This window comes from Halomonas sp. LMYGS-3 (genome assembly GCF_059509875.1).
In genome coordinates this window covers 34795-55660 of the sequence record NZ_JCAKFQ010000018.1, presented here as the reverse complement: position 1 = coordinate 55660, position 20866 = coordinate 34795, and the positions used below count along the sequence as shown (strand labels likewise).

General features: G+C 68.9%; 20 protein-coding genes. 7 read left to right on the top strand and 13 right to left on the bottom strand.

Annotated elements, in window-relative coordinates; all coding sequences use genetic code 11:
- Positions 1-106 precede the first annotated feature (106 nt).
- On the top strand, positions 107-796 hold the full coding sequence (locus tag AC5W54_RS15815; protein ID WP_495963051.1) for a type 1 glutamine amidotransferase domain-containing protein: 690 nt from the start codon (positions 107-109) through the stop codon (positions 794-796).
- A gap of 173 nt (positions 797-969) precedes the next feature.
- Here the strand turns inward: AC5W54_RS15815 and AC5W54_RS15810 are convergent, their stop codons facing one another.
- The 8 genes from AC5W54_RS15810 to AC5W54_RS15775 form a co-directional block, all read right to left on the bottom strand.
- Positions 970-1743, bottom strand: coding sequence for an enoyl-CoA hydratase-related protein (locus AC5W54_RS15810; RefSeq protein ID WP_495963050.1), 774 nt, complete (start codon positions 1741-1743; stop codon positions 970-972).
- Positions 1744-1861: 118 nt separating this feature from the next.
- Positions 1862-2842, bottom strand: coding sequence for an acrylyl-CoA reductase (NADPH) (acuI, locus tag AC5W54_RS15805; protein ID WP_495963049.1), 981 nt, complete (start codon positions 2840-2842; stop codon positions 1862-1864).
- 51 nt (positions 2843-2893) lie between these two features.
- On the bottom strand, positions 2894-3526 hold the full coding sequence (gene acuR / locus AC5W54_RS15800) for an acrylate utilization transcriptional regulator AcuR (RefSeq protein ID WP_495963048.1): 633 nt from the start codon (positions 3524-3526) through the stop codon (positions 2894-2896).
- Positions 3527-3673: 147 nt separating this feature from the next.
- Positions 3674-4522, bottom strand: coding sequence for a 3-hydroxybutyryl-CoA dehydrogenase (locus tag AC5W54_RS15795; RefSeq protein ID WP_495963047.1), 849 nt, complete (start codon positions 4520-4522; stop codon positions 3674-3676).
- Positions 4523-4680: 158 nt separating this feature from the next.
- Complete coding sequence (locus AC5W54_RS15790) at positions 4681-6312, bottom strand: acyl-CoA synthetase (RefSeq protein WP_495963046.1); 1632 nt, start codon at positions 6310-6312, stop codon at positions 4681-4683.
- An 80-nt stretch (positions 6313-6392) separates the two neighbouring features.
- Positions 6393-8210, bottom strand: coding sequence for an acyl-CoA dehydrogenase (locus AC5W54_RS15785; protein WP_495963045.1), 1818 nt, complete (start codon positions 8208-8210; stop codon positions 6393-6395).
- Between the two features lie 144 nt (positions 8211-8354).
- Complete coding sequence (locus AC5W54_RS15780) at positions 8355-9779, bottom strand: MFS transporter (RefSeq protein ID WP_495963044.1); 1425 nt, start codon at positions 9777-9779, stop codon at positions 8355-8357.
- 215 nt (positions 9780-9994) lie between these two features.
- A complete protein-coding gene (locus tag AC5W54_RS15775) occupies positions 9995-10633 on the bottom strand; it encodes a class I SAM-dependent methyltransferase (RefSeq protein ID WP_495963043.1) in 639 nt (212 codons plus the stop codon).
- A 40-nt stretch (positions 10634-10673) separates the two neighbouring features.
- On the opposite strand from AC5W54_RS15775, the gene AC5W54_RS15770 reads away from it, so the two are divergent.
- The 3 genes from AC5W54_RS15770 to AC5W54_RS15760 all read left to right on the top strand — a co-directional run bounded on the left by AC5W54_RS15770 (position 10674) and on the right by AC5W54_RS15760 (position 12461).
- Complete coding sequence (locus tag AC5W54_RS15770; protein ID WP_495963042.1) at positions 10674-11066, top strand: VOC family protein; 393 nt, start codon at positions 10674-10676, stop codon at positions 11064-11066.
- Between the two features lie 80 nt (positions 11067-11146).
- Positions 11147-11527, top strand: a complete 381-nt coding sequence (locus tag AC5W54_RS15765; protein ID WP_495963041.1) for a DUF4870 family protein — start codon at positions 11147-11149, stop codon at positions 11525-11527.
- Between the two features lie 4 nt (positions 11528-11531).
- Positions 11532-12461 carry a lysophospholipid acyltransferase family protein gene (locus AC5W54_RS15760; RefSeq protein ID WP_495963040.1) on the top strand — a complete coding sequence of 310 codons (930 nt, stop codon included), beginning with the start codon at positions 11532-11534 and terminating at the stop codon, positions 12459-12461.
- 51 nt (positions 12462-12512) lie between these two features.
- Here AC5W54_RS15760 and AC5W54_RS15755 read toward each other — a convergent pair whose 3' ends face one another.
- The 5 genes from AC5W54_RS15755 to AC5W54_RS15735 all read right to left on the bottom strand — a co-directional run bounded on the left by AC5W54_RS15755 (position 12513) and on the right by AC5W54_RS15735 (position 18124).
- Positions 12513-14564, bottom strand: a complete 2052-nt coding sequence (locus tag AC5W54_RS15755; RefSeq protein ID WP_495963039.1) for an oxidoreductase — start codon at positions 14562-14564, stop codon at positions 12513-12515.
- A 140-nt stretch (positions 14565-14704) separates the two neighbouring features.
- Positions 14705-15367, bottom strand: a complete 663-nt coding sequence (locus AC5W54_RS15750) for a TetR/AcrR family transcriptional regulator (protein ID WP_495963038.1) — start codon at positions 15365-15367, stop codon at positions 14705-14707.
- Positions 15368-15543: 176 nt separating this feature from the next.
- The gene (locus AC5W54_RS15745; RefSeq protein WP_495963037.1) at positions 15544-16950 is read right to left on the bottom strand and encodes a mannose-1-phosphate guanylyltransferase/mannose-6-phosphate isomerase; all 1407 of its coding nucleotides are present in this window, start codon (positions 16948-16950) and stop codon (positions 15544-15546) included.
- Between the two features lie 32 nt (positions 16951-16982).
- Positions 16983-17555: a cytochrome b gene (locus AC5W54_RS15740; protein ID WP_495963036.1), complete on the bottom strand. Its 573-nt coding sequence runs from the start codon at positions 17553-17555 to the stop codon at positions 16983-16985.
- Positions 17552-18124, bottom strand: a complete 573-nt coding sequence (locus AC5W54_RS15735) for a YceI family protein (protein ID WP_495963035.1) — start codon at positions 18122-18124, stop codon at positions 17552-17554. The genes AC5W54_RS15740 and AC5W54_RS15735 overlap by 4 nt, the downstream gene beginning before the upstream one ends.
- A 218-nt stretch (positions 18125-18342) precedes the next feature.
- Here AC5W54_RS15735 and AC5W54_RS15730 point away from each other — a divergent pair, with 218 nt between their 5' ends.
- From AC5W54_RS15730 to AC5W54_RS15720, 3 genes are read left to right on the top strand one after another with little or no spacing between them, the layout of a single operon-like run.
- A complete protein-coding gene (locus tag AC5W54_RS15730; protein ID WP_495963034.1) occupies positions 18343-19155 on the top strand; it encodes an FkbM family methyltransferase in 813 nt (270 codons plus the stop codon).
- Positions 19152-19979, top strand: a complete 828-nt coding sequence (locus AC5W54_RS15725) for a creatininase family protein (protein WP_495963033.1) — start codon at positions 19152-19154, stop codon at positions 19977-19979. The genes AC5W54_RS15730 and AC5W54_RS15725 overlap by 4 nt, the downstream gene beginning before the upstream one ends.
- A gap of 29 nt (positions 19980-20008) precedes the next feature.
- Positions 20009-20833, top strand: coding sequence for a RibD family protein (locus AC5W54_RS15720; RefSeq protein WP_495963032.1), 825 nt, complete (start codon positions 20009-20011; stop codon positions 20831-20833).
- Positions 20834-20866 lie beyond the last annotated feature (33 nt).

The window sequence follows — 20866 nt, the reverse complement described above, 5'->3', positions numbered from 1 at the left end:
CGGGGAAATCGCCACCGGCATTCCCCCTGCCGGCCATCATGAGGCGTGCGATGGCAAGGAGAACGGCAGTGACGCACGCAAAGCGTATCCAGAGAGGTAGACGAGAATGAGCAACGCGATCAAACCCGTCCTTATCGTGATGACCAGCCACGGGACCAAGGGAAAGAGCGGCGAACCGACCGGGTTCTACCTCTCCGAGGTCACCCACCCGCTGGCCGTGTTCGAGGCGGCGGGCCTCCCGGTGGCGTTCGCCTCGATCCAGGGTGGCGAGCCGCCGGTGGACGGCCTCGATCTCGACGACGAGACGAACGCCCGCTATTGGAACGACGCCGATTTCCGCGAAAAGACTCGCCGCACCCGGGCGCTGTCCGAGATCGAGCCTGCCGACTATTCGGCGATCTTCTTCGCCGGCGGGCACGGCGCGATGTGGGATTTCCCCGACAGCGCCGCCGTGCACGACAAGACCCGTGCGATCTGGGAACAGGGCGGCGTGGTGGGCGCGGTCTGCCACGGTCCCGCCGCGCTGGTGAACGTCACCCTGTCCGATGGCAGTCATCTGGTGGCTGGGCGCAACGTTGCGGCCTTCACCGATGCCGAGGAGCAGGCGGTCGGGCTCACCGAGGTCGTGCCCTTCCTGCTGTCGTCCAGGCTGGCCGAGCGCGGCGCGCAGCTGCAGCCCGCCGCCGACTGGACGCCGCAGGTGGTGACCGACGACCGCCTGGTGACGGGGCAGAACCCGCAATCGGCCACCGGCGTCGGGGAAGCCTTGCGCGACCTGCTCCAGGCCCGCCGATAACCTCGGGGCTCGACCCTGCGGTCCGCTCCCCGGCGGGGGGCTTCCCGAGCCCTCGGGCGTCCGACGTTGGCTGGTGTCTCCGGCGAGGGGCCGACCGCCAGGACGCGTGGACGAGACGCAACCCGACCGTGGCGTTTCCGCCACGGCCGGGTTGCGCAGGCGGTTGCCTCGGCTCAGAAGTTCGGCTTGCGCTTCTCGACGAAGGCGCTCATGCCCTCCTTCTGTTCCTCACCGGCGAAGCAGACGGTGAACAGCGCGGTCTCCAGCGCCAGGGCGCTGCCGAGGTCCTGGTCCATGCCGTCGTGCACCGCCTGCTTGGCGGCGCGCACGGCGATGGGGCCGTTGCCGGCGAGCTGCTGGGTCAGCTCCTCGGCATAGGCCTCGAGCTCGGCCTGGGGCATCACCCGATTGACCAGCCCGATCCGTAGCGCCTCCTGGGCGTCGATCTTGCGGCCAGTGGTGACCAGGTCGAGGGCCATGGCGGGGCCAACGCGACGCGGCAGGCGCTGGGTGCCGCCGAAGCCCGGGATCACGCCCAGGAGGACCTCCGGCTGGCCGAAGATGGCGTTGTCGCTGGCTACCGCCCAGTCGCTGGCCAGGGCCAGTTCGCAGCCGCCGCCAAGGCAAAACCCGTTCACCAGGGAGACCACCGGCACCGGCAGAGTCTCCAGTCGCTTGAGGGTGCGCAGGGCCTGGGTGGCGAAGGCGCGGGCCTGCTCCGGGGTCTTGTCGCGCATCTCGGCGATGTCGGCACCGGCGACGAAGGCCTTCTCGCCGGCCCCGGTGATCAGCACGGCACGCAGGTCGTCGCGTGCCTCCAGGTCGGCCAGTACGTGCTCCAGTTCACTCAGCACGTCGCTGTTGAGAGCGTTCAGCGCCTTGGGACGGCTGATGGTCAGACGCACGACGCCGGCGTTGTCAACCACCTCGATCAGGGATTCACTCATATCAGGCTCCTTGGCTTGTTGTTCAGGGCTGCGCTTCAGGACCATTGTGCAATGGAATGTCGCTAAACCCTAGCGAACGCTAGGTTGGTCGGCAATCCCCTCTTTCGTCGGGCGCGGCTTACGCCATGCTGACGACGACTCTCCCGCGCACGCGGCCCGCGAGCAGCTCCTCGGCCTTGGCGATGGCCTCCTCGAGGCCGATGGTCTCGGTGATCGCATCCAGTTGTGCGGGGTCGAGCAGCTCACCCAGCCGGCGCCAGGCCTCGATCCGTTCCGGCCGGGGCTTCATGACACTGTCGATACCGGCCAGCGTCACGCCGCGCAGGATGAAGGGAGCCACCGTGGCAGGGAGATCCATGCCCTGGGCCAGCCCACAGGCCGCCACGGTCCCACCGTAGCGCGTGGATGCCAGAACGTTGGCCAGCGTGTGGCTGCCTACCGAGTCGATGGCGCCGACCCAGCGCTCCTTGGCTAGCGGCCGGCCCGGCTCCGACAGCTCACCGCGGTCGATGATCTCCTGGGTCCCCAGCCCTCGCAGGTAGGCCTCTTCCTGCGGGCGTCCCGTGGCGGCGATGACCCGGTAGCCCAGCCGCGACAGGAGCGCAATGGCGTAGCTGCCCACACCACCGTTGGCGCCGGTCACCAGCACGTCGCCCTGGTCCGGCAACACACCCTGACGCTCCAGCGCCATGACGGCGAGCATCGCCGTGTAGCCCGCGGTGCCGATGGCCATGGCCTGGCGGGCGCTGAAGGCCGAGGGGAGCGGGATCAGCCAGCGACTCTCCAGGCGAGCCTTTTCGGCCAGGCCGCCCCAGTGCCCTTCGCCCACGCCCCAGCCATTCAGCAGGACGCTGTCGCCCGGCTTGAACGCATCGGAGGTCGAGGATTCGACCGTCCCCGCCAGGTCAATCCCCGGCACCATGGGAAACTCCCTGACCACCGGCCCCTTGCCGGTGATGGCCAGGGCATCCTTGTAGTTGAGGGTGCTGCAGTCGACCCGCACGGTGACATCACCTTCCGGGAGCTGCGACTCCTCCAGCGTCTGGAGGCCGACCCGCTGGTCGCCCTCCTGCTTCTCGATCAAGATCGCCTTGAACATTGCGTTCCTCCTTTATAGACCGATCGTCTAGTTAATGACATGTCAAAAGGGCTACCGCGGCAGCCCGTCCAGATAGCACTGGAGAAAGACCTCCATGGGATGGACGCTACGCTCCAGCCGGGCACGCATGACGGCCCCTTCCCAGCCGATCCAGAAGGCTTCGGCGAGCCGGCTGCAATCGGCGTCCCGGGCGAGCTCCCCCGCCTCCCGGGCCTCTTCCAGGCAGCGCGCCAGACGCCGCTGCCAGTCATCCAGCGTCTCCCGCAGCCATTGCCGATACGCTTCCGGCAAGCTGCCAACCTCCTGCCCCAGGTTGCCCACCAGGCATCCCCGTCGGAAGTCATGACGCGCCATCCCGGTCTTGGCATCGGCAACGAAGGCCTCGATCCGACGAAGTGGCGGCAGTTCGGTGTTCAACAGGTGACGGTCCAGCTTGTGGGCGAAATAGGCCTCGTAGTGCGCCATGATGGCGCGACCGAAGGCTTCCTTGCTGGCGAAGTAGTAGTAGAAGGAGCCCTTGGGGACGCCAACGCGCTTGAGAATGCTGTCGATCCCGGACGCCGTGAACCCCTGCTCGGTCAGTACCTCGGTGCCGCTGCGAATCAGCGCGGCGCGCGTGTCCGGGTCTTCACGCGGCGTCTTGGGCGGGCGGCCACGGCGTGGCTTGGCGGCTGGATGATTCATGCCACCCAATATAGACCGATCGTCTATAAAAGCGCAAGAACATGCCGGGGCACTCCCCCCGGCGCGTCTCGCAGTCGTACCGCGGCATGTGGCCGATATCGACCCGGCCATCGCCGAAGGACAGCCGGACCAGGCGTTGTCGATGGGTTATTCGTAGACGTGGAAACCGCGGCCCGTCTTCCGCCCCAGATAGCCGGCGGCGACCATGCGCCGGAGCAGCGGGCAGGGGCGGTACTTGGGATCGCCGAAGCCCTCCTGCAGCACCTCCATGATCGCCAGGCAGACGTCGAGCCCGATCAGGTCGGCGAGCGCCAGCGGCCCCATGGGGTGCGCGGCACCGAGCTTCATCGACTGATCGATGTCCTCGGCGGTGGCGGCGCCTTCCTGCAGCAGGAAGGCCGCCTCGTTGATCATCGGCACCAGCAGGCGATTGACCGCGAATCCGGGGGAATCGGCGATGGCCACGGCGGTCTTGCCCAGCGCTTGGGTGAGTGCCTCGATGCGTGCCACGGTGGCGTCACTGGTCTGCTCGGCGCGGATCACTTCGACCAGTTTCAGCACCGGCACCGGGTTGAAGAAGTGCATGCCCACCACCCGCTCGGGGCGTTCGCACACCGCGGCGAGCCGGGTCAGCGACAGCGACGAGGTGTTGGAGGCGAGTATCGCATCGTGGGTCAGGCGGCTGAGGTCGCGGAACAGCTTCTCCTTGAGCGCCGGCTGTTCGGGAGCGGCCTCGATGATCACCGCACAGTCGCGCAGCGCGTCCAGCGCGGTGCTGGTCGAGAGGCGTGCCATGGCCTCGCCCTTGTCGGCCTCGCTGAGTTTTTCCTTGGCCACCAGCTTGCCCAGCCCCTTGTCGATGGCGCCGCGGGCGCGCGACAACTGTTCGTCGGCGACGTCATAGAGCTGCACCGCGAAGCCGCTGGTCACCAGCACCTGGGCGATGCCCTGCCCCATGGTCCCGGCGCCCACCACGCCAATCGGTTGTTGGCTCATTGCACTCTCCTCGATCTCTTCTTGTGGGGTGATGCCGCGGTGGCCCGCCCCTTTGGGGTCAGACCCCAGCCAAGCCACCATGCCTATCACCGTGCGCTTCTCAAACGGGGTTGCCCACCGCCGGGGTCTGACCAAAGGGCCTCCCGGGCGGCGGATAGTTACTGCTTGCGCGCTTGTTCGCGCAGCACGAACTTCTGGATCTTGCCGGTGGAGGTCTTGGGCAGTTCGCTGAAGACCACCGTCCTGGGCACCTTGAAGCGGGCCAGGTGCTCGCGGCAGTGCGCGATGATGTCCTGCTCGGTGACCTCGCCGTAGCCGGCCTTGAGCTTGACGAAGGCGCAGGGGGTCTCGCCCCACTTCTCGTCGGGCTTGGCGACCACCGCGGCCTCCTCCACCGCCGGGTGCGAGTAGATGGCGTCCTCCACCTCGATGGTGGAGATATTCTCGCCGCCGGAGATGATGATGTCCTTGGAGCGGTCCTTGATCTCGAGGTAGCCGTCGGCATGCCACACGGCCAGGTCGCCGGTATGGTACCAGCCGCCCTCGAGCGCCTGCTCGGTGGCCGCCTCGTTCTTCAGGTAGCCCTTCATTACGTTGTTGCCGCGCATCAGGATCTCGCCGATGGTCTGGCCATCCTTAGGCACCGGCTCCAGGGTATTGGGGTCGGCCACGCAGAGCGCCTCGAGCATATGGTAGCGCACACCCTGGCGGGACTTGAGCTTGGCCCGCGCCTCCATGGGCAGCTCGTTCCAGGCCTCGCGCCAGGCGCAGGAGGTCACCGGGCCATAGACCTCGGTGAGGCCGTAGACGTGGGTCACCTCGATCCCCAGTTGCTCGACCCCGGCGATCACCGAGGCGGGCGGCGCGGCGCCGGCGGTGGTGACCTTCACCGGGTGGTCGAAGTCGCGCTTGTCCTCGGCGGGCAGGTTGACCAGGCCGTTGAGCACGATGGGCGCCCCGCTGAAGTGGGTCACCCCCTCGTCGGCGATCAGGTCCATGACCCTCTTCGCCTCCACCTTGCGCAGGCAGACATTGGTACCGGCGGCGGCGGCGATGGTCCAGGGGAAGCACCAGCCGTTGCAGTGGAACATCGGCAGGGTCCACAGATAGACCGGGTGGTGGGGCATCGCCCACACCAGGATGTTGCTGACGGCGTTGAGGTAGGCGCCACGGTGGTGGTAGACCACCCCCTTGGGCTTGCCGGTGGTGCCGGAGGTGTAGTTGAGCGAGATCGCCTGCCACTCGTCCTCGGGCAGGCGGTAGGGGTAGGCCGGATCGCCCTCGGCCAGCAGCGCCTCGTATTCGATCTCGCCGATGGCGCGACCCTCGGCCATGAACTGCGCGTCCGCCACGTCGATGATCAGCGGCTTGTCGTCGAGCTTGCTCACCGCCTCCTCGATCACGTCGGCGAACTCCGGATCGACCAGGATCGCCTTGGCCTCGCCGTGCGCGAGCATGTAGGCGATGGCGTCGGCATCCAGGCGGATGTTCAGGGTGTTGAGCACGCAGCCGGCCAGGGGCACGCCGAAGTGGGCCTCGAACATCGCCGGCACGTTGGGCAGCATCGCCGCCACCGCCTGGCCGGGCGCGATGCCGCGCTTCGCCAGCGCCGAGGCGAGCCGCCGGCAGCGCGCCCAGGTCTCGCCCCAGTCGCGGCGGATCTCGCCGTAAACCACCGCCGGGTAGTCGGGATAGACCGAGGCGCTGCGTTCGATGAAGGTCAGCGGCGATAGTGCCACATGGTTGGCGGGGGTCCTGGGCAGGCCCTGTTCGAAGATGCTCTGGCTCATGGCTGGCTCCGTGAAATGTCTTGGCACGTTGTTATGAACGGCCGCCGCCGGCGCGGGGCCGGCGGCGAATCGATGCGGGATCAGTGGGCGGCGGCGTCGAAGGCGGCCAGGCTCGTCATGCCCGCCTCGATCACCGCGCGCTGGGCACGGCCCACCGGCAGCCACTGACGAATGGCGAAGTCGGCGCCCTGCAGCTTCGCGGCATAGAAGGGGTCATCGCTGCCGGCGTCGAGGGCGGCACGCGCCTTGAGCGCCGCGCGCCCCATCTGCCAGGCACACAGCACATGGCCGGCCAGGGCCAGGAAGGGGGTGGCGTAGGCCTGGGTGGCGTCGGGGCCGAACTCGGGATCGGCGCCCTGCTCCAGCACCAGGACCATGGCGGCCCGCAGGTCGGCGGCGCCGGCGGCCAGACTCTCGCCGAGGCTGGCCAGTGAGGGGGTGGCCGCCAGCGCCTGGGCGGTGGCCTCGACGTCGTCGATCAGGCTCTTGAGCGCCGCGCCGCCGTCGCGCTGCAGCTTGCGCCCGGCCAGGTCCAGGGCCTGGATGCCGTTGGTGCCCTCGTAGATGGGGGCGATGCGGGCGTCGCGCAGCAGCTGGGCGGCGCCGGTCTCCTCGATGAAGCCCATGCCGCCGTGCACCTGCACGCCCAGCGAGGCGATCTCCACGGCCTGGTCGGTGGAGAAGGCCTTGACCACCGGGATCAGCACCTCGGCCCGGGCCTGGGCGGCCTCGCGCTCGGTGGCCTCGGCGGCGTGGCGGGCCACGTCGAGCTCGGCCGCACAGGTGAGCGCCAGCGCGCGCAGGGCGTCGGTGCGGGCCCGCATGGAGAGCAGCATGCGCCGCACGTCCAGGTGGTCGCTGATGGTGCACTCGCCGGCGCCACGGCTCTTCGGGCGGCGGCCCTGGACGCGGTCCCGGGCATAGGCGAAGGCGTGCTGGCAGGCCCGCTCGGCCACCCCGATGCCCTGCACGCCGACCTTGTGGCGCGCCTCGTTCATCATGGTGAACATGTGGTTGAGACCACGCCCCTCCTCGCCAACCAGGTAGCCGATGGCGCCCTCGTGCTCGCCGAAGCTCAGGGTGCAGGTGGGCGAGCCGTGGATGCCGAGCTTGTGCTCGATGGAGGCACAGGTGACGTCGTTGCGCTCACCCAGCGAACCATCGGCGTTAACCAGGGACTCAGTCTCCAGGTACTTCGGTACCAGGAACAGCGAGATGCCCTTGTTGCCCTCGGGGGCGTCCGGAGTGCGCGCCAGCACCAGGTGGAGGATGTTCTCGGCGGCGTCGTGCTCGCCCCAGGTGATAAAGATCTTCTGGCCAAACAGGCGGTAATGGCCGCCCTCTTCATCGGGGCATGGGACGGCCCGCGTACGCACGCGGGAGAGATCGGAGCCGGCCTGGGGCTCGGTGAGGTTCATGGTGCCGGTCCAGCTGCCCTCGACCAGCTTCGGCAGGTAGTGGGCCTTCTGCTCGTCGCTGCCGTGGTGGCCCAGGGCCTCGATGGCGCCGGCGGTGAGCATCGGGCACAGGCCCAGCGCCATGTTGGCACCGTGGAGCATCTCCTGCACCGCGCTCGCCACCACCTCGGGCAGGCCCTGGCCACCGAGCGCCTCGGAGACGCCGATGCCGTTCCAGCCACCCTCGGCGTAGGCGCGGTAGGCCTCGATAAAGCCGTCAGGAAGTTGAACCTTGCCATCCTTCAGCTGGCAGCCCTGGCGGTCGCCGCTGGCGTTGAGCGGCGCCCACACCTCGCCGGCCAGCCTCGCCGCCTCCTCCAGCACGGCCTCGACCAGGTCGGGGCTGGTCTCCTCGAAGCCCGGCAACGAGAGCGAGCCGTATTCGAGCAGTTCCTCGAGCACGAAGCGGAAGTCGCGAACGGGGGCGGCAAAAGGGGTCATGAAGGCACCTCTAGGAAAAATGATAACGAAGATAGTAGATTCACTATTTTTCGTTAGCCATTATCCCTAGGTCGACTCCGATAAGAAAGCACCCGATGCAAGGCATCGGGTGCGAAGGGAAAGCGACAGGCCGGTGACGGGGCGTCAGCCACGGGCGGAACCGGGCTCGACGTCCTGCGGCGCCACCTCGTCGTCGAGTGGCGGATGCCCGCCGTTCTCGTCGTCGTCATAGTAGGCGATATGCGCCTCGTCGGGCGGCGGCGGGCCGACCAGCGGCTCGGCCACGTCCACTTCGGGCACCGCCCCGGAGAGGTCCTCCACGTGCTCGTGCTCGATAGCCCCCTGCATCAGCTCCTCGGTCACGGCGAGCTCGGCGCCCACCGACGACATCGGCGTGGTCGGCGCGAAGGGCGCCACCGGCACCGGTGCCGGCCGCACGCTGCGCCGCCAGGCGAAGAAGCCCACCAGGAAGAGCCCCAGCGCACCGAAGGCCCAGAACAGGCCGGCATCGCCCAACGCCGCCATGAGCGGCGAGATCATCGGCGGGCTGACGGTGGAGCCGATGGCGTTGATCAGCAGCAGGCCCTGGCTCATGCGCACCAGGGCCCCGGCCGGGGCGCGGTCGGCGGCGTGACTCACCGCCACCGGGTAGAGGGCGAAGACACCACCACCGAGCAGGAACAGCAGGCCGGCGAGCACCCAGGGGTTGAGCGGCAGCCACAGCATGCCGGCCGAGATCAGCACGCAGAAGGCCCCGATCAGGATCAGCACCATCTGGCGGTCGTGGCGGTCGGACCAGCGGCCGATGGGGTATTGCAGCAGCATGGCGCCGAGCACCACCACCGCCATCATCTGGCCGACCTGGGCCACCGTCAGGCCGACGCGCTGCAGGTAGAGCGGCAGCAGGGTGTAGACCGCCGCCACGGCGAGCCCCGAGCCGAAGCTGCCCATCACCCCGGTTGGCGTCAGGGTGATCAGCCGCATCGGCGAGAGCGGCTCGGCGTGCTCGATCAGCGGCGAGACCCGCGGGATCATGGCCATCGGCAGCACCGACAGCGAGGCCAGCATGCCGATCACCATGAAGGGCGCGGTCACGCCCATGGCATCGGTCACCCCCAGCAGCAGCTGGCCGATCACCCCCGCGGCATAGAGCGAGATCATGTAGAGCGCCAGCAGTCGCCCGCGGACCTTCTGGTCACCGGCGGTGAGCAGCCAGCTCTCGATCACCAGGTAGACGCCGACGGTGGCCCAGCCACCGATCAGGCGCAGCACGAACCAGGAAATGGGGTCGAGCCACAGCCCCTGCAGCAGCACGGTCACCGCCACCAGCGAGGCGAAGCTGCCGTAGGCACGGATATGGCCGATGCGCAGCAGCAGCCGGTCGTTGAACATTGCCCCCAGCGCCAGGCCGATGAAGTAGGCCGACGATACCCAGCCGATCACCACCGGCGACTCGCCGGCGGCATCCAGGCGCAGGGTGATCAGGGTGGCCAGGAAGCCGTTGCCGATCCCGAGGATGAAGAGCCCCAGCAGGGGAGCCAGGGCCATGGCCAGCAGTTGCCGCGACATGAAGGGCCTCACAGCAGCAGAAACGACAGGAAACAGGATGGCAGAATCGCCGAGAATACCTGCCACGACATGCCGAAAGAAAGCAGATACGCACTGGGCCGTGCGAGGAACGCGCGCGAATCATACGCCCACGAACGGCCAAGTCAAACGCTTTGTCGCCCCGGCTCACCGGAGCCGGGATGTAGCTCGGCAAAGGCCTGGAAATTCGGGACGATTTATCGCTTCTCCAGCAGGGCCACGTCGGCGGCGGGAAACTCGACACGCATTCCCAGGTGATCGGCCAGCCACGCGAAGCTCGTCTCGCTGAAGAAACAGACGTGGGTCGGGTCGAGGATGTAGTGCCAGCCGGCGAACGCCTCCCGTGAGGCGACCCGCTTGGTCATCAGCCCCAGCCAACCGCCCGCGGGCAACATGGCGGCCAGCCGCGCGAGCTCCCGGCCGGGCTCGAAGAGGTGCTCGACCACCTCGGTGGCGGTGATGAAGTCGTAGCGGCGTTCGAGTACCGCGGCATCCGGGGCGTAGAAGGGGTCGTAGATCGCCATGGGGTGGCCGGCCTCCTCGAACATCACCGACAGGGTCGGCCCGGGGCCGGCGCCGAAGTCGAGGCCCCGGGCGCCGGGGGCGAGCCGGCCGCGCAGCGGCGCGAACAGCCGCGACAGGAAGCGGCGATAGCCGAGGTCGTCGGGGGAGTTCTCGTGCTGATCGTAGACCGCCCGCTCCGCCGCCGGGTCGAGCCGTTGGGTCGGCGGCACGAAGACCAGCTCGCACCGTGCACACTGGTGGTAGTCGCGCCGCGCATCGCGGTGATAGTGAGGCGTATCGCGAGATGCGCATAGCGGGCAGGTCTGCATCATCGTATCCTCTGTGCCAGTACAATCTTCCAAGGAGATGTGAATGCTGTCAGGTCTGGACCACCTGGTCATCACCGTGACCGACATTTCCCGCGCCGTGGACTTCTACTCCCGGGTGCTGGGGCTCGACGTGCGCTATCGCGACCGCGAGCGTGTCGACCTGATGCTCGGCGACCTGGCGCTGCGCCTGCACTGGACCGACACCGACGTGAGCCCGAGGGCGGCTACTCCCACGCCCGGCAGCCTCGACCTCTGCCTGCGCAGCCTGCTGCCGCTGGACGAGGTCAAGCGGCACCTGGAGGCGCTCGACGTCGAGGTGGAACTGGGTCCGGTGGCGCGTCAGGGCGCCACCGGCGAGATCGATTCGCTCTACCTGCGCGACCCCGACGGCAACCTGCTGGAGATCAGCCGCCCACGTCGACCGGGCGCCGACTGACCCCGTTGGTCGCTGCCGGTGGCAATGTCGCCGACGGCCGGTATCATTGGCACCAGTCACTCGAATCCCAGGGACGATCCATGAGCGATAACGTGCAATATGACGACGAGCGAGTCGTCGCCGAGCAGGGCAACTCACCGGACACCACCATGGCGATGGTGATCTATGCCCTCTACCTGGTCAGCTTCGTGGTCGGCTTTACCTCGGTGATCGGGGTGGTCATCGCCTATGTCTACCGTGACAGGGGCCCGACCTGGCTCGACGAGCACTACCGCTACCAGATCCGCACCTTCTGGATCGGCCTGCTCTACGGCGCCATCGCCAGCCTGCTGGTGCTGATCGCCATCGGCATCCCGCTGCTGATCGCCCTGGCCGTGTGGCTGATCGTGCGCTGCGTCAAGGGGTTCAAGGGCCTCCAGGAGAAGCGCGCACCCGACAACGTGGATACCTGGCTGTTCTGAGTCCATGGCCGTACCGGAGTCCTCTTCCAGCAACGCCCAGTCCCGCGCCATCGCCCTGTTGTGGCGCACCCTGGCGGGTCGTCGCCTGTCGACGCTGTGGCGATTCTCGCGCCTGGCCGGCCCGCTGGTGTACCGGTTCAGCCGGCGCGAGCGCGAGGTCACCGAGATCAACCTCGCCCAGGTCTACCCGAGCCGCAGCGAGGCCGCCCGGCGCGACCTCGCCCGGGAGAGCCTGGTGCACTCCACCGCCACCATGCTCGAGCTGGGCTTCGCCTGGATGGCCGACCCCGCGCGGGTCGAGGCCTCGATCCTCGAGGTCCACGGCCGCGAGCTGCTCGACGGCGCGCGCGCCGAGGGGCGCGGCGTGATCGTGCTGGCGCCGCACTTCGGCAACTGGGAGGTGCTCAATTTCTGGCTCTCGAGCCACTTCCCCTTCACCGCCATGTACGAGCCGCCCAAGATCGACGCCCTGGACCCGCTGATCCGCCAGGGCCGCGAGCGCATGGGGGCGAGCCTGGTGCCGACCACCCCCCGCGGGGTGGCGGCGCTGCTCAAGGCGCTCAAGCGCTGCGAGGCGATCGGCATCCTCCCCGACCAGGAGCCCTCCTGGGGCAGCGGCGTCTTCGCGCCCTTCTTCGACCGCCCGGCCTATACCGCCACCCTGCTGCCCAAGCTGGTCGCCCGCACCGAAGCGCGGGTGGTCACCGGAGTGGCCAGGCGCCTGCCCGGCCGCGGCTTTGCCCTGCACTTCCTGGCCGCCGACGAGCGCGTCTACGCCACCGACGAGACCACCTCCGCCACCGGCGTCAACGCCTGCGTGGAAGCCGCCATCGCCCTCGACCCGGCCCAGTACCAGTGGGAGTACAAGCGCTACCGCAAGGTGATCCAGCAGCTGCAGGGGCACCCGGCGCACCAGTCGTTCCGGCTCTATTGACCCCCTGGTCAGCGATCAATCGGGAACCGGCCCGGTGTCTCGTCGTCCGTATCACAGGTCCTTGACCAACCGCAGGGCGTCGTAGATGGCCGCATGGGTGTTCCGCGACTCGACGGCGTCGCCGATGCGGAATAGCTGGAAGCCAGCATTGGCGTTGTGGACAACCGCCTGGGGCCGGCCGACGATCAGGTCCTCGTAGTTCACCTCGCCGCTGTTGCGGGAATGCGGTTTCAGCTCGAAATAGATGTCGGCCATCGGCGTGATGCCGTAGTTGACCACCACCTGGTCGATGCGCCGCTCGTGATCCAGGTCCGGATTGCCGGGAGTGACATAGTCGCTGGTGATCCTGGCGAGCAGCTCGCCGCCATCCCGCTGCACGGACCTCAGCCGGTAGGTGGGCGTGAAGGTGACGTTGGGCCGCTGCAGAGCGCGCATGTAGGGCACCAGGTTCATGGCCATGATTTCCGCCGCGAAGGTGCGGTCCGGCGTCATGATCTCGAGCTCGGCTCCGGTGGCGGCGATGATCTCTGCGGCCTGCATGGCGGCATGATCGCCGGCATCGTCGAACAGCAGCACCCGGTTGCCCGGCGCCACGTGGCCCGACAGGATGTCCCAGGTATTGACCACCAGCTCGTGCCCGACCGCGGGCTGGTCTTCCATGGGGTAGCCGCCGGTGGCCACGATCACCACGTCCGGCTTCTCGGCGAGCACGTCCTCGACCTCGGCCCAGACGTTGTAGCGAATCTCGACGCCGAGTGCCTCGCAGCGTTCCAGACGCCAATCGATGATGCCCATCATCTCGCGGCGGCGCTCGCTCTGCGCCGTGAGACGCACCTGCCCGCCGGCATCGCTGGCGGCTTCCAGTACCACCACCTCGTGGCCTCGCTCGCCGGCGACGCGGGCGGCTTCCAGGCCCGCGGGACCGGCGCCGATGATCACCACCCGCCGCTGCTGCGCTGCCTTGGGGATGGTATGGGGCATGGTGGTTTCCCGCCCGGTGGCAGCGTTGTGAATGCAGTAGGCGGCACCGCCCTGGTAGATGCGATCGAGGCAGTAGTTGGCGCCGACGCAGGGACGGATCTCTTCCTCGCGCCCCTCCATGATCTTGCGCACGATGTGCGGGTCGGCCATGTGGGCGCGGGTCATGCCGATCATGTCGACCTTGCCCGAGGCGATGGCGTAGCGGGCGGTGGCGACATCCTGGATCTTGGCCCCATGGAAGGTGGGAAAGTCGACCTCGCGACGGATCTCGCCGGCGAAATCCAGGTGCGGGGCGCTGGGCATGCCCTGGATGGGGATGACGTCGGTGAGTCCCGGGTCGGTGTCGATATGACCGCGGACCACGTTGAGGAAATCGACCAGGCCGCTGTCCTTGAGGCGCCGCGAGATCTCCATCCCGTCGCTGGCCGTCAGTCCGCCCGGCAGCATCTCGTCGCCGGTATAGCGCACGCCGACGATGAATGCCTCGCCGACCCGCTGGCGAATGGCGCGCAGCACGTCGAAGGTGAAACGCAGCCGGTTGTCGAGATCGCCCCCGTAGGGCGCCTCGAGGGTATTGGTCAGCGGCGACCAGAACTGATCCATCAGGTGGCCATAGGCCTGCAGCTCGATGCCGTCGAGGCCGGCGGCGTGCATGCGCTCGGCGGCATCGGCGTAATCGCGGATCAGGCGCTCGATGTCCCAGTCCTCGACCTGCTTGGGAAAGGCACGGTGGGATGCCTCGCGGCGATGAGAGGGCGACACCGCCGGCAGCCAGTCGCCCTTGTCCCAGCGGGTGCGCCGACCCAGGTGGGTCAACTGGATCATCACGGCGGTGCCATGCTCGTGGCAGGCGTCGGTGAGTTCCTTCATCCACGGCACCACCTCGTCCTTGTAGGCCAGGATGTTGTTGAACACCGGCGGGCTGTCCTTGGCCACTGCCGCGGATCCGGCGGTCATGGTCAGGCCGAGGCCGGCCTTGGCCCGCTCGACGTGGTAAGCGCGATAGAGCGCCTTGGGCATCCCGTCCTCGGGATAAGCGGGCTCGTGGGCCGTCATCATGAGCCGGTTCTTCAGGGTGAGATGCTTGAGCTGGAAGGGCTGCAGCAGCGGGTCGTTAGCCATGGTCGGGTCTCTCTGTTGTTGTATCGTCGACAGCACTTTCGACAAATGTACATTGAAGTCAACATAATGTACATACATGTACAGACAGAGAAGACAGGTGTGTCAGGCCGTCATGCAGCCCCTGGTGGTCGGCAAATGGCTCACGGCGAGCGAGATGTGGTGGGAATGGCCCCTTCCGGCGCATAACCATGCCGGGCGTGGAAGCGTTGCAGTTCTCGTGGTTGCGGCGTCTGCCCGGTGAAGATCTCGACATAGGCGGGAATACGCCGCATGCGAACCTCGAGCGCTTCCTGAGTCTTCATCGAGATATAGCCGATCTGGGTGAGGTAGATGGTGCGGCCTCGCACGTTGGCCGCCAACGCTTCGTATCCGTGTCGCACGAACATCTGCGTCAGCGCCTCGAAGCGCGCTTCGTCGGCGGCATCGATCTCCCGGGCCACCGCGTCCGACTGCAGCGCCCAGCTACGCATCGCGAATTCCAGCTGCGAGTCGAACAGCGCGGGATCGAGCCAGCAGTCGAAGACGTTGAGAATCGCTTCGATGATGTTCTCGGCATAGGCCTCGGTCTGCCGCACCAGGCCCTGGGTATTCTTCTCGCGCCAGCGCTCGATCAAGGCGCTCAATAATGCCTCGCGGTCCTTGAAGAACCAGTAGAAGCTGGTCCGCGAGAGGTTGAGCCGCTTGGCCAGCGGCAGGATCCGTACGCTATCCACCCCGGACTCGAGCAGCAACTCGAAGGCTGCATCGAGCCAGGCGTCGCGGGAGCCTTTCCATTTGGTGTTGTGGTTATCGGCGGGTCGCATCGAGACGGTCTCTGTGGGGCGGGAATGCCGGGGAAGTGCAGGAGGACATCCAAGTGTACATTGATGTCTAGTTTATGTACGCAAAGTCACGCCGCCATCCTTGCATGATCCATTGTGATCGACCAGGGGCAACCGTTTCGCGGGCGGCCCCCTCGTCCCGGCGCTACCGAGGCGCCTCACTCCCGCCCGTAGCGGTCGTCGAGGCGCACGATGTCGTCCTCGCCCAGGTAGCTGCCGGACTGCACCTCGATCAGCTCCAGCGGCTCCGGGCCGGGGTTCTCCAGGCGATGCACCCGCCCCACGGGGATATAGGTCGACTCGTTCTCGCCCACCAGGTAGGTCTCGTCGTCCAGGGTGACCCGGGCGGTGCCGCTGACCACCACCCAGTGCTCGGCGCGGTGGTGGTGGAGCTGCAGCGACAGCCGCGCGCCGGGCCGCACGGTGATGTGCTTGACCTGATGGCGCGGCCCGACGTCGATGCTCTGGTAGTGCCCCCAGGGTCGATGCACCCGGGTCGTGCGGCGGGTCTCGTCGCGCCCCTGCTCCTCGAGCCTGGCGACCAGGCCGCGGAGCGCCTGGCTGCAGGCGCGATCGGCCACCAGCACGGCGTCGTCGGTCTCGACGATCACCAGTCCCTCCACCCCCAGGGCCGCCACCAGCCGCGACTCGGCATGCACCATCAGCCCCCGGCTCTCCTCGCAGACCACGTCGCCGCGCAGAGCATTGTCGTCGGCGTCGCGGGGCAGCGCCTCCCACAGCGCCTGCCAGGAGCCGATGTCGCTCCAGCCCGCCGCCAGTGGCACCATGGCCGCCGCCTCGGTGCGCTCCATCACCGCCACGTCGACGGAACCGGCGGGGGTTGCCAGGAAAGCGTCCGCCGCCGGGCGCAGGAAGTCGAGGTCGGCCGCCGCGCCCGCCATGGCCCGGCGGCAGGCGTCGAGCATCGCCGGCTCGAAAGCCGCCAGCGCCGCCAGGTAACGGTCTGCCGGCAACACGAAGATGCCGCTGTTCCAGTAGTGGTTGCCGGCGGCGAGGAAACGCTCGGCGGTGGTGGCATCGGGCTTTTCGACGAAGCGCGCGACACTGAAGCCCGCCTCGCCCAGCGGCTCGCCGGCACGAATATAGCCGTAGCCGGCCTCGGCCCGGGTCGGCACCACCCCGAAGGTCACCAGCCGGCCCTGCCCGGCCAGCCGCGCGGCGGCCCCCAGCGCGGTGCGGAAGGCCGTCTCGTCGGGCAGATGGTGATCGCAGGGCAGCACCAGCAGTGGCCCGTCGCGCCCCTCGGCCTCGGCGAACAGCGCCGCCAGGGCGATGGCCGGCGCGGTGCCGCGCCCCTCGGGCTCGAGCAGCAGGGTCGCCCCCGTGACGCCGGCCCGGCGCAACTGCTCGGCGGCCAGGAAGCGGTGCGCTTCGTGACAGATCACGATCGGCGGCGCGATCTCGGGCCCCTCGAGGCGCGCCAGGGTCTGGACCAGCAGGCTGTCCTCGTCGAGCAGCGACAGGAACTGCTTGGGCCGCTGGCGACGCGAGAGCGGCCAGAGCCGCACGCCGTCGCCGCCGGCCAGGATCACGGGGGTGAACACGGGCGAACCTCCTCTTGCGGTGGGCGACGCCCTCAGCGGCCGATCAGCATCCGCCGCAGCGTCGCGTCCCGGTCGATGACATGGTGCTTGAGCGCGCCGCCCACGTGCAGGGCGATGCCGAGCATCAGCAGCCAGCCGAGCCACTGGTGCAAGGTGTAGAAGACGGTCTCCAGCCGCTCGCTGGGCGACAGCAGGTGCGGCAGCTCGACGAGGCCGAAGATCCGGGTCGGGATCTCCAGGGTCGAGGCCGAGGCCATCAGGTAGCCGGTGATCGGCATGACCAGCAGCACGACATAGAAGAGGCCATGCACCAGCCGCGCCAGGCGATGCTCCCAGGCCCTGGCCGGCAGCGACGGCGGCGGCGGGTCCCGCAGGCGCCAGCCCAGCCGCAGCAGCATCAGCAGCCAGACCGTCACCCCCACCGACTTGTGCAGCTGGAACAGCTCGAACTGACGGAAGACGTCCTCCACCCCGCCCATGTAGAGCCCCAGCCCCAGCAGGAAGAGCACCAGGCCGGCGACCAGCCAGTGCAGCAGCCGCGGCACCAGGCCCCAGCCGGCGGCATGGTTGCGCCAGGCGACACTCCCGCGCCGGGCGAGGCTCACGGCGCCACCAGCTCGAAGGCGAAGTCGACGTACACCTCGTGCTTCACCGTGCCCTCGGTACGCCAGGCGCCGCGCCCGACGTCGAAGTCGGTGCGATCCAGAGGCAGGCGTCCCTCGGCCCGTACCCGATCGCCGTCGCGCTCCCAGCCGACGGGTACCTCGAGCGGGTAGGTCTCGCCGAGCACCTCGAGCTCGCCCTCGACGCGCAGCTCGCCCGGGGCCGACTCATGGATGGCGGTGCTGCGATAGACGATCTCGGGATGCGCCTCGACATCGAACCAGTTCCGTCCGTGGAGCATGTCGTCGACCATGGCGCTTCCGCTGGTGACGCTCGCCGAGTGCAGGGTCAGCACCAGGTCACCGGTGGTCGGGTCGTCCGGGTCGCCCTCGAGCTCGACATCGAAGGTCTCGACCCGCGTCACCGCCTCGCGACCATCGGCGGTGCCGATCAGCTCGATACGACTGGCCTCGCGGTCCAGCTCCCAGGCCATGGCCTGCGGTGTCGCCGTCAGCACCAGGCCGAGCCCCGCCATCAGGCCTCCCGCCGTCGTGACATGCCCTCGCTTCATGCTGCCTCCCGGCCTTGCGGCCGCGCCGTCATCGAATACTCGCTGGGGTGCACGACCTCCTCGGCCCAGCGCAGGCTGGCATGTAAAGCGTAGTCCAGCGACATGGCATAGGGGTCACACCGGGACGATCGACGTCCAGGGTGCGTGCAGACTGGCGGATCCGCAGCGACACTGTGTCTGTGAGGCTCCGTGGGAATGCGGGGAGAGGTGCCAAGTCCATGCCGAAACGACGACTGCCCCTGACGGCCCTCCCCTGGCCGGCACGCCTGCGCCGCGGTCTCGGCCTGACCAGGTCGCTGTTGATCTACTGGCGTCCGGGACGCCAGCGTCGCCTGCGGCGGCTCTATGCCGACTTCGTCGCGCCGGGTGAACTGGTGTTCGACGTGGGCGCTCACCTGGGAGATCGCACCGCCGCCTTCCAGGCACTCGGCGCGCGGGTCGTCGCCCTGGAGCCCCAGCCCGACCTCATGCCCTGGCTCCAGCGACTGGTGGGGCGCCGTCGCGGCGTCACCCTGCTGCCCTGGGCCGTCGGCGCCGCCCCCGGTGAGGCGGAGCTGGCGGTGAGCGAGGCGACGCCGACGGTCTCCACCCTGGCCCGGGAGTGGCGCCACGCCATCGGCGAGCGCCACCCCGGCTTTCGCCACGTGCGCTGGGAGCGGCGCCTGCGGGTGCCAGTGACCACCCTGGATGCGCTGATCGCCGAGCACGGGCTGCCGCGTTTCTGCAAGATCGACGTGGAGGGCTACGAGGCCGAGGTACTGGCCGGGCTCAGTCGGCCGTTGGCCGGCGTGTCGGTGGAGTTCGTGGCCGGAGCCCTGGCGGTCGCCGATGCCTGTGTGGTGCGATTGGCCGAGCTGGGCGATTATCGATTCAACGCCATCGCCGGCGAGAGCCGTCGCTTCCTGTGGCCGGAGTGGCGCCCCTCGGAGGCCACGCGGCAGTGGCTGGCTCGGGGTGCCGACGGCCTGCTCTCCGGCGACCTCTACGCACGACTGATGGATGCCCGGCAGGGCACCGAGGAGATCCCATGAGTGAGCCCCCCTTGATCGACCGGTCGCGGTGGCCCCGCTGGCAGGACCTCACCAGCCGCGAGATGGAGTACCTGCAGGGCGGCACCGTGGCGGTGATGGTGCTCGGTGCCATCGAGCAGCACGGCCCCCACCTGCCGCTCTCCACCGACCTCGACATCGGCCAGGGGCTGCTCGCGGAGGCACTGCCCCACCTGCCCGAGCGCTTCCCCCTGGTGATCCTGCCACCCATGGCGGTGGGTGCCAGTGACGAGCACCTGAGTTTCCCCGGCACCCTGAGCCTCTCGCCGGAGTTGGCCATCGCCACCCTGGAGGCCCACGGCGGCGCCGTGGCCCGGGCCGGCCTGCATCGCCTGGTGTTGATCAACAGCCACGGCGGCAACCGGGCGGTGATGGATATCGCCGCGCTGCGGTTGCGTCGCCGGCACGGCATGCTGGTGGTCAAGGTCAACTACGCCGACATGCCGCCACCGGGCACCCTGCCCGCCGGCGGCCTGCCGGCCGAGGAGCTGCGCCACGGGCTGCACGGCGGCGCCGTGGAGACCGCCATGATGCGCTATCTCGCCCCCGACAAGGTGCGCCTCGACCGGCTCGAGCATCCGCGCTCGCGGGGAGAGGCCATGGAGGAGCGGGGGCTGCTGCTGGCTCCCGAGGGTGAGGCTGCCTTCGCCTGGCTGGCCGAGGATCTCCATCCCGAGGGCGTCGTGGGCAATGCCCGCCTCGGCACGGCCGAGCTGGGCGAACGCCTGGTCGCCCACTACGCCAAGCGTATCGCCCGCATCCTGCGCGAGGCCCGGGCCACGAACACCGGCCACGGCAAGGACTAATGAGCGTCTGCTCCCGACCCGGAGGCCGCATGCGTCCATCCGCTCCCTTACTGACCCTCGAGGAGGCCTGGCAGGCGCTCAGCCGACCCGCCACGTCCCCCACCGCACCGGGCCGCCTGCGCCTGACCCCGGCCGGCTGGGAGGCAGCGGGCCCCGTCGCGGACGACGCCCGCGACCTGCTGGACTGCCTCGCCCCCCTTGCGGTTCACTCCGGCCGGCTGGCCATCGCCCAGCTCGGCCAGAGCCTCGACGGCCGTATCGCCACCGAGAGTGGCCACTCCCACTACATCAACGGTCTGGCGGGCCGGGTTCACCTGCACCGGCTGCGGGCCCTGGTCGATGCCGTGGTGGTCGGCGCCGGTACCGCCTGCGCGGACGACCCCCTGCTCACGGTGCGCCATGTGTCGGGGCGCCAGCCGGTGCGGGTGATTCTCGACCCCCGCGGCCGGGCCCCGGCCCGGCTGCGCCTGCTGCGCGAGGGCCCGGCCCCTACCCTGCACCTGCTCGGCGAGGATGCCGTCGCCGACGGGCCGCCCGCCGGGCACGTCACTCGCCTGCACCTGCCGATAGCCGACGGTCACGTCGCCCCGGCCACCGTGCTCGAGGCCCTCGCCGGGCGGGGCCTCTCGCGGGTACTGGTCGAGGGCGGCGGGATCACCGTCTCGCGCTTTCTCGAGGCCGGCGCGCTCGACCGCCTGCACCTGCTGGTGGCGCCGCTGCTGATCGGCTCCGGTCGTCCGGGGCTGGCGATGACGCCCATCGCCACCCTGGACCAGGCCCGGCGTCCCCGGGTGCGAACCTTCCGCTGCGGCGACGACACCCTCTTCGATCTGGATCTCCTCGCCGCTCACTGAGAGTCGACGCCACGCGGCACAGACGATGCACCT

Excerpts from the sequence above, each read along its gene's own strand:
- AC5W54_RS15815 (WP_495963051.1), top strand. The coding sequence starts at position 107 with ATGAGCAACGCGATCAAACCCGTCCTTATCGTGATGACCAGCCACGGG.
- AC5W54_RS15810 (WP_495963050.1), bottom strand. The coding sequence starts at position 1,743 with ATGAGTGAATCCCTGATCGAGGTGGTTGACAACGCCGGCGTCGTGCGT.
- acuI (WP_495963049.1), bottom strand. The coding sequence starts at position 2,842 with ATGTTCAAGGCGATCTTGATCGAGAAGCAGGAGGGCGACCAGCGGGTC.
- acuR (WP_495963048.1), bottom strand. The coding sequence starts at position 3,526 with ATGAATCATCCAGCCGCCAAGCCACGCCGTGGCCGCCCGCCCAAGACG.
- AC5W54_RS15795 (WP_495963047.1), bottom strand. The coding sequence starts at position 4,522 with ATGAGCCAACAACCGATTGGCGTGGTGGGCGCCGGGACCATGGGGCAG.
- AC5W54_RS15790 (WP_495963046.1), bottom strand. The coding sequence starts at position 6,312 with ATGAGCCAGAGCATCTTCGAACAGGGCCTGCCCAGGACCCCCGCCAAC.
- AC5W54_RS15785 (WP_495963045.1), bottom strand. The coding sequence starts at position 8,210 with ATGACCCCTTTTGCCGCCCCCGTTCGCGACTTCCGCTTCGTGCTCGAG.
- AC5W54_RS15780 (WP_495963044.1), bottom strand. The coding sequence starts at position 9,779 with ATGTCGCGGCAACTGCTGGCCATGGCCCTGGCTCCCCTGCTGGGGCTC.
- AC5W54_RS15775 (WP_495963043.1), bottom strand. The coding sequence starts at position 10,633 with ATGATGCAGACCTGCCCGCTATGCGCATCTCGCGATACGCCTCACTAT.
- AC5W54_RS15770 (WP_495963042.1), top strand. The coding sequence starts at position 10,674 with ATGCTGTCAGGTCTGGACCACCTGGTCATCACCGTGACCGACATTTCC.
- AC5W54_RS15765 (WP_495963041.1), top strand. The coding sequence starts at position 11,147 with ATGAGCGATAACGTGCAATATGACGACGAGCGAGTCGTCGCCGAGCAG.
- AC5W54_RS15760 (WP_495963040.1), top strand. The coding sequence starts at position 11,532 with ATGGCCGTACCGGAGTCCTCTTCCAGCAACGCCCAGTCCCGCGCCATC.
- AC5W54_RS15755 (WP_495963039.1), bottom strand. The coding sequence starts at position 14,564 with ATGGCTAACGACCCGCTGCTGCAGCCCTTCCAGCTCAAGCATCTCACC.
- AC5W54_RS15750 (WP_495963038.1), bottom strand. The coding sequence starts at position 15,367 with ATGCGACCCGCCGATAACCACAACACCAAATGGAAAGGCTCCCGCGAC.
- AC5W54_RS15735 (WP_495963035.1), bottom strand. The coding sequence starts at position 18,124 with ATGAAGCGAGGGCATGTCACGACGGCGGGAGGCCTGATGGCGGGGCTC.
- AC5W54_RS15730 (WP_495963034.1), top strand. The coding sequence starts at position 18,343 with ATGCCGAAACGACGACTGCCCCTGACGGCCCTCCCCTGGCCGGCACGC.
- AC5W54_RS15725 (WP_495963033.1), top strand. The coding sequence starts at position 19,152 with ATGAGTGAGCCCCCCTTGATCGACCGGTCGCGGTGGCCCCGCTGGCAG.
- AC5W54_RS15720 (WP_495963032.1), top strand. The coding sequence starts at position 20,009 with ATGCGTCCATCCGCTCCCTTACTGACCCTCGAGGAGGCCTGGCAGGCG.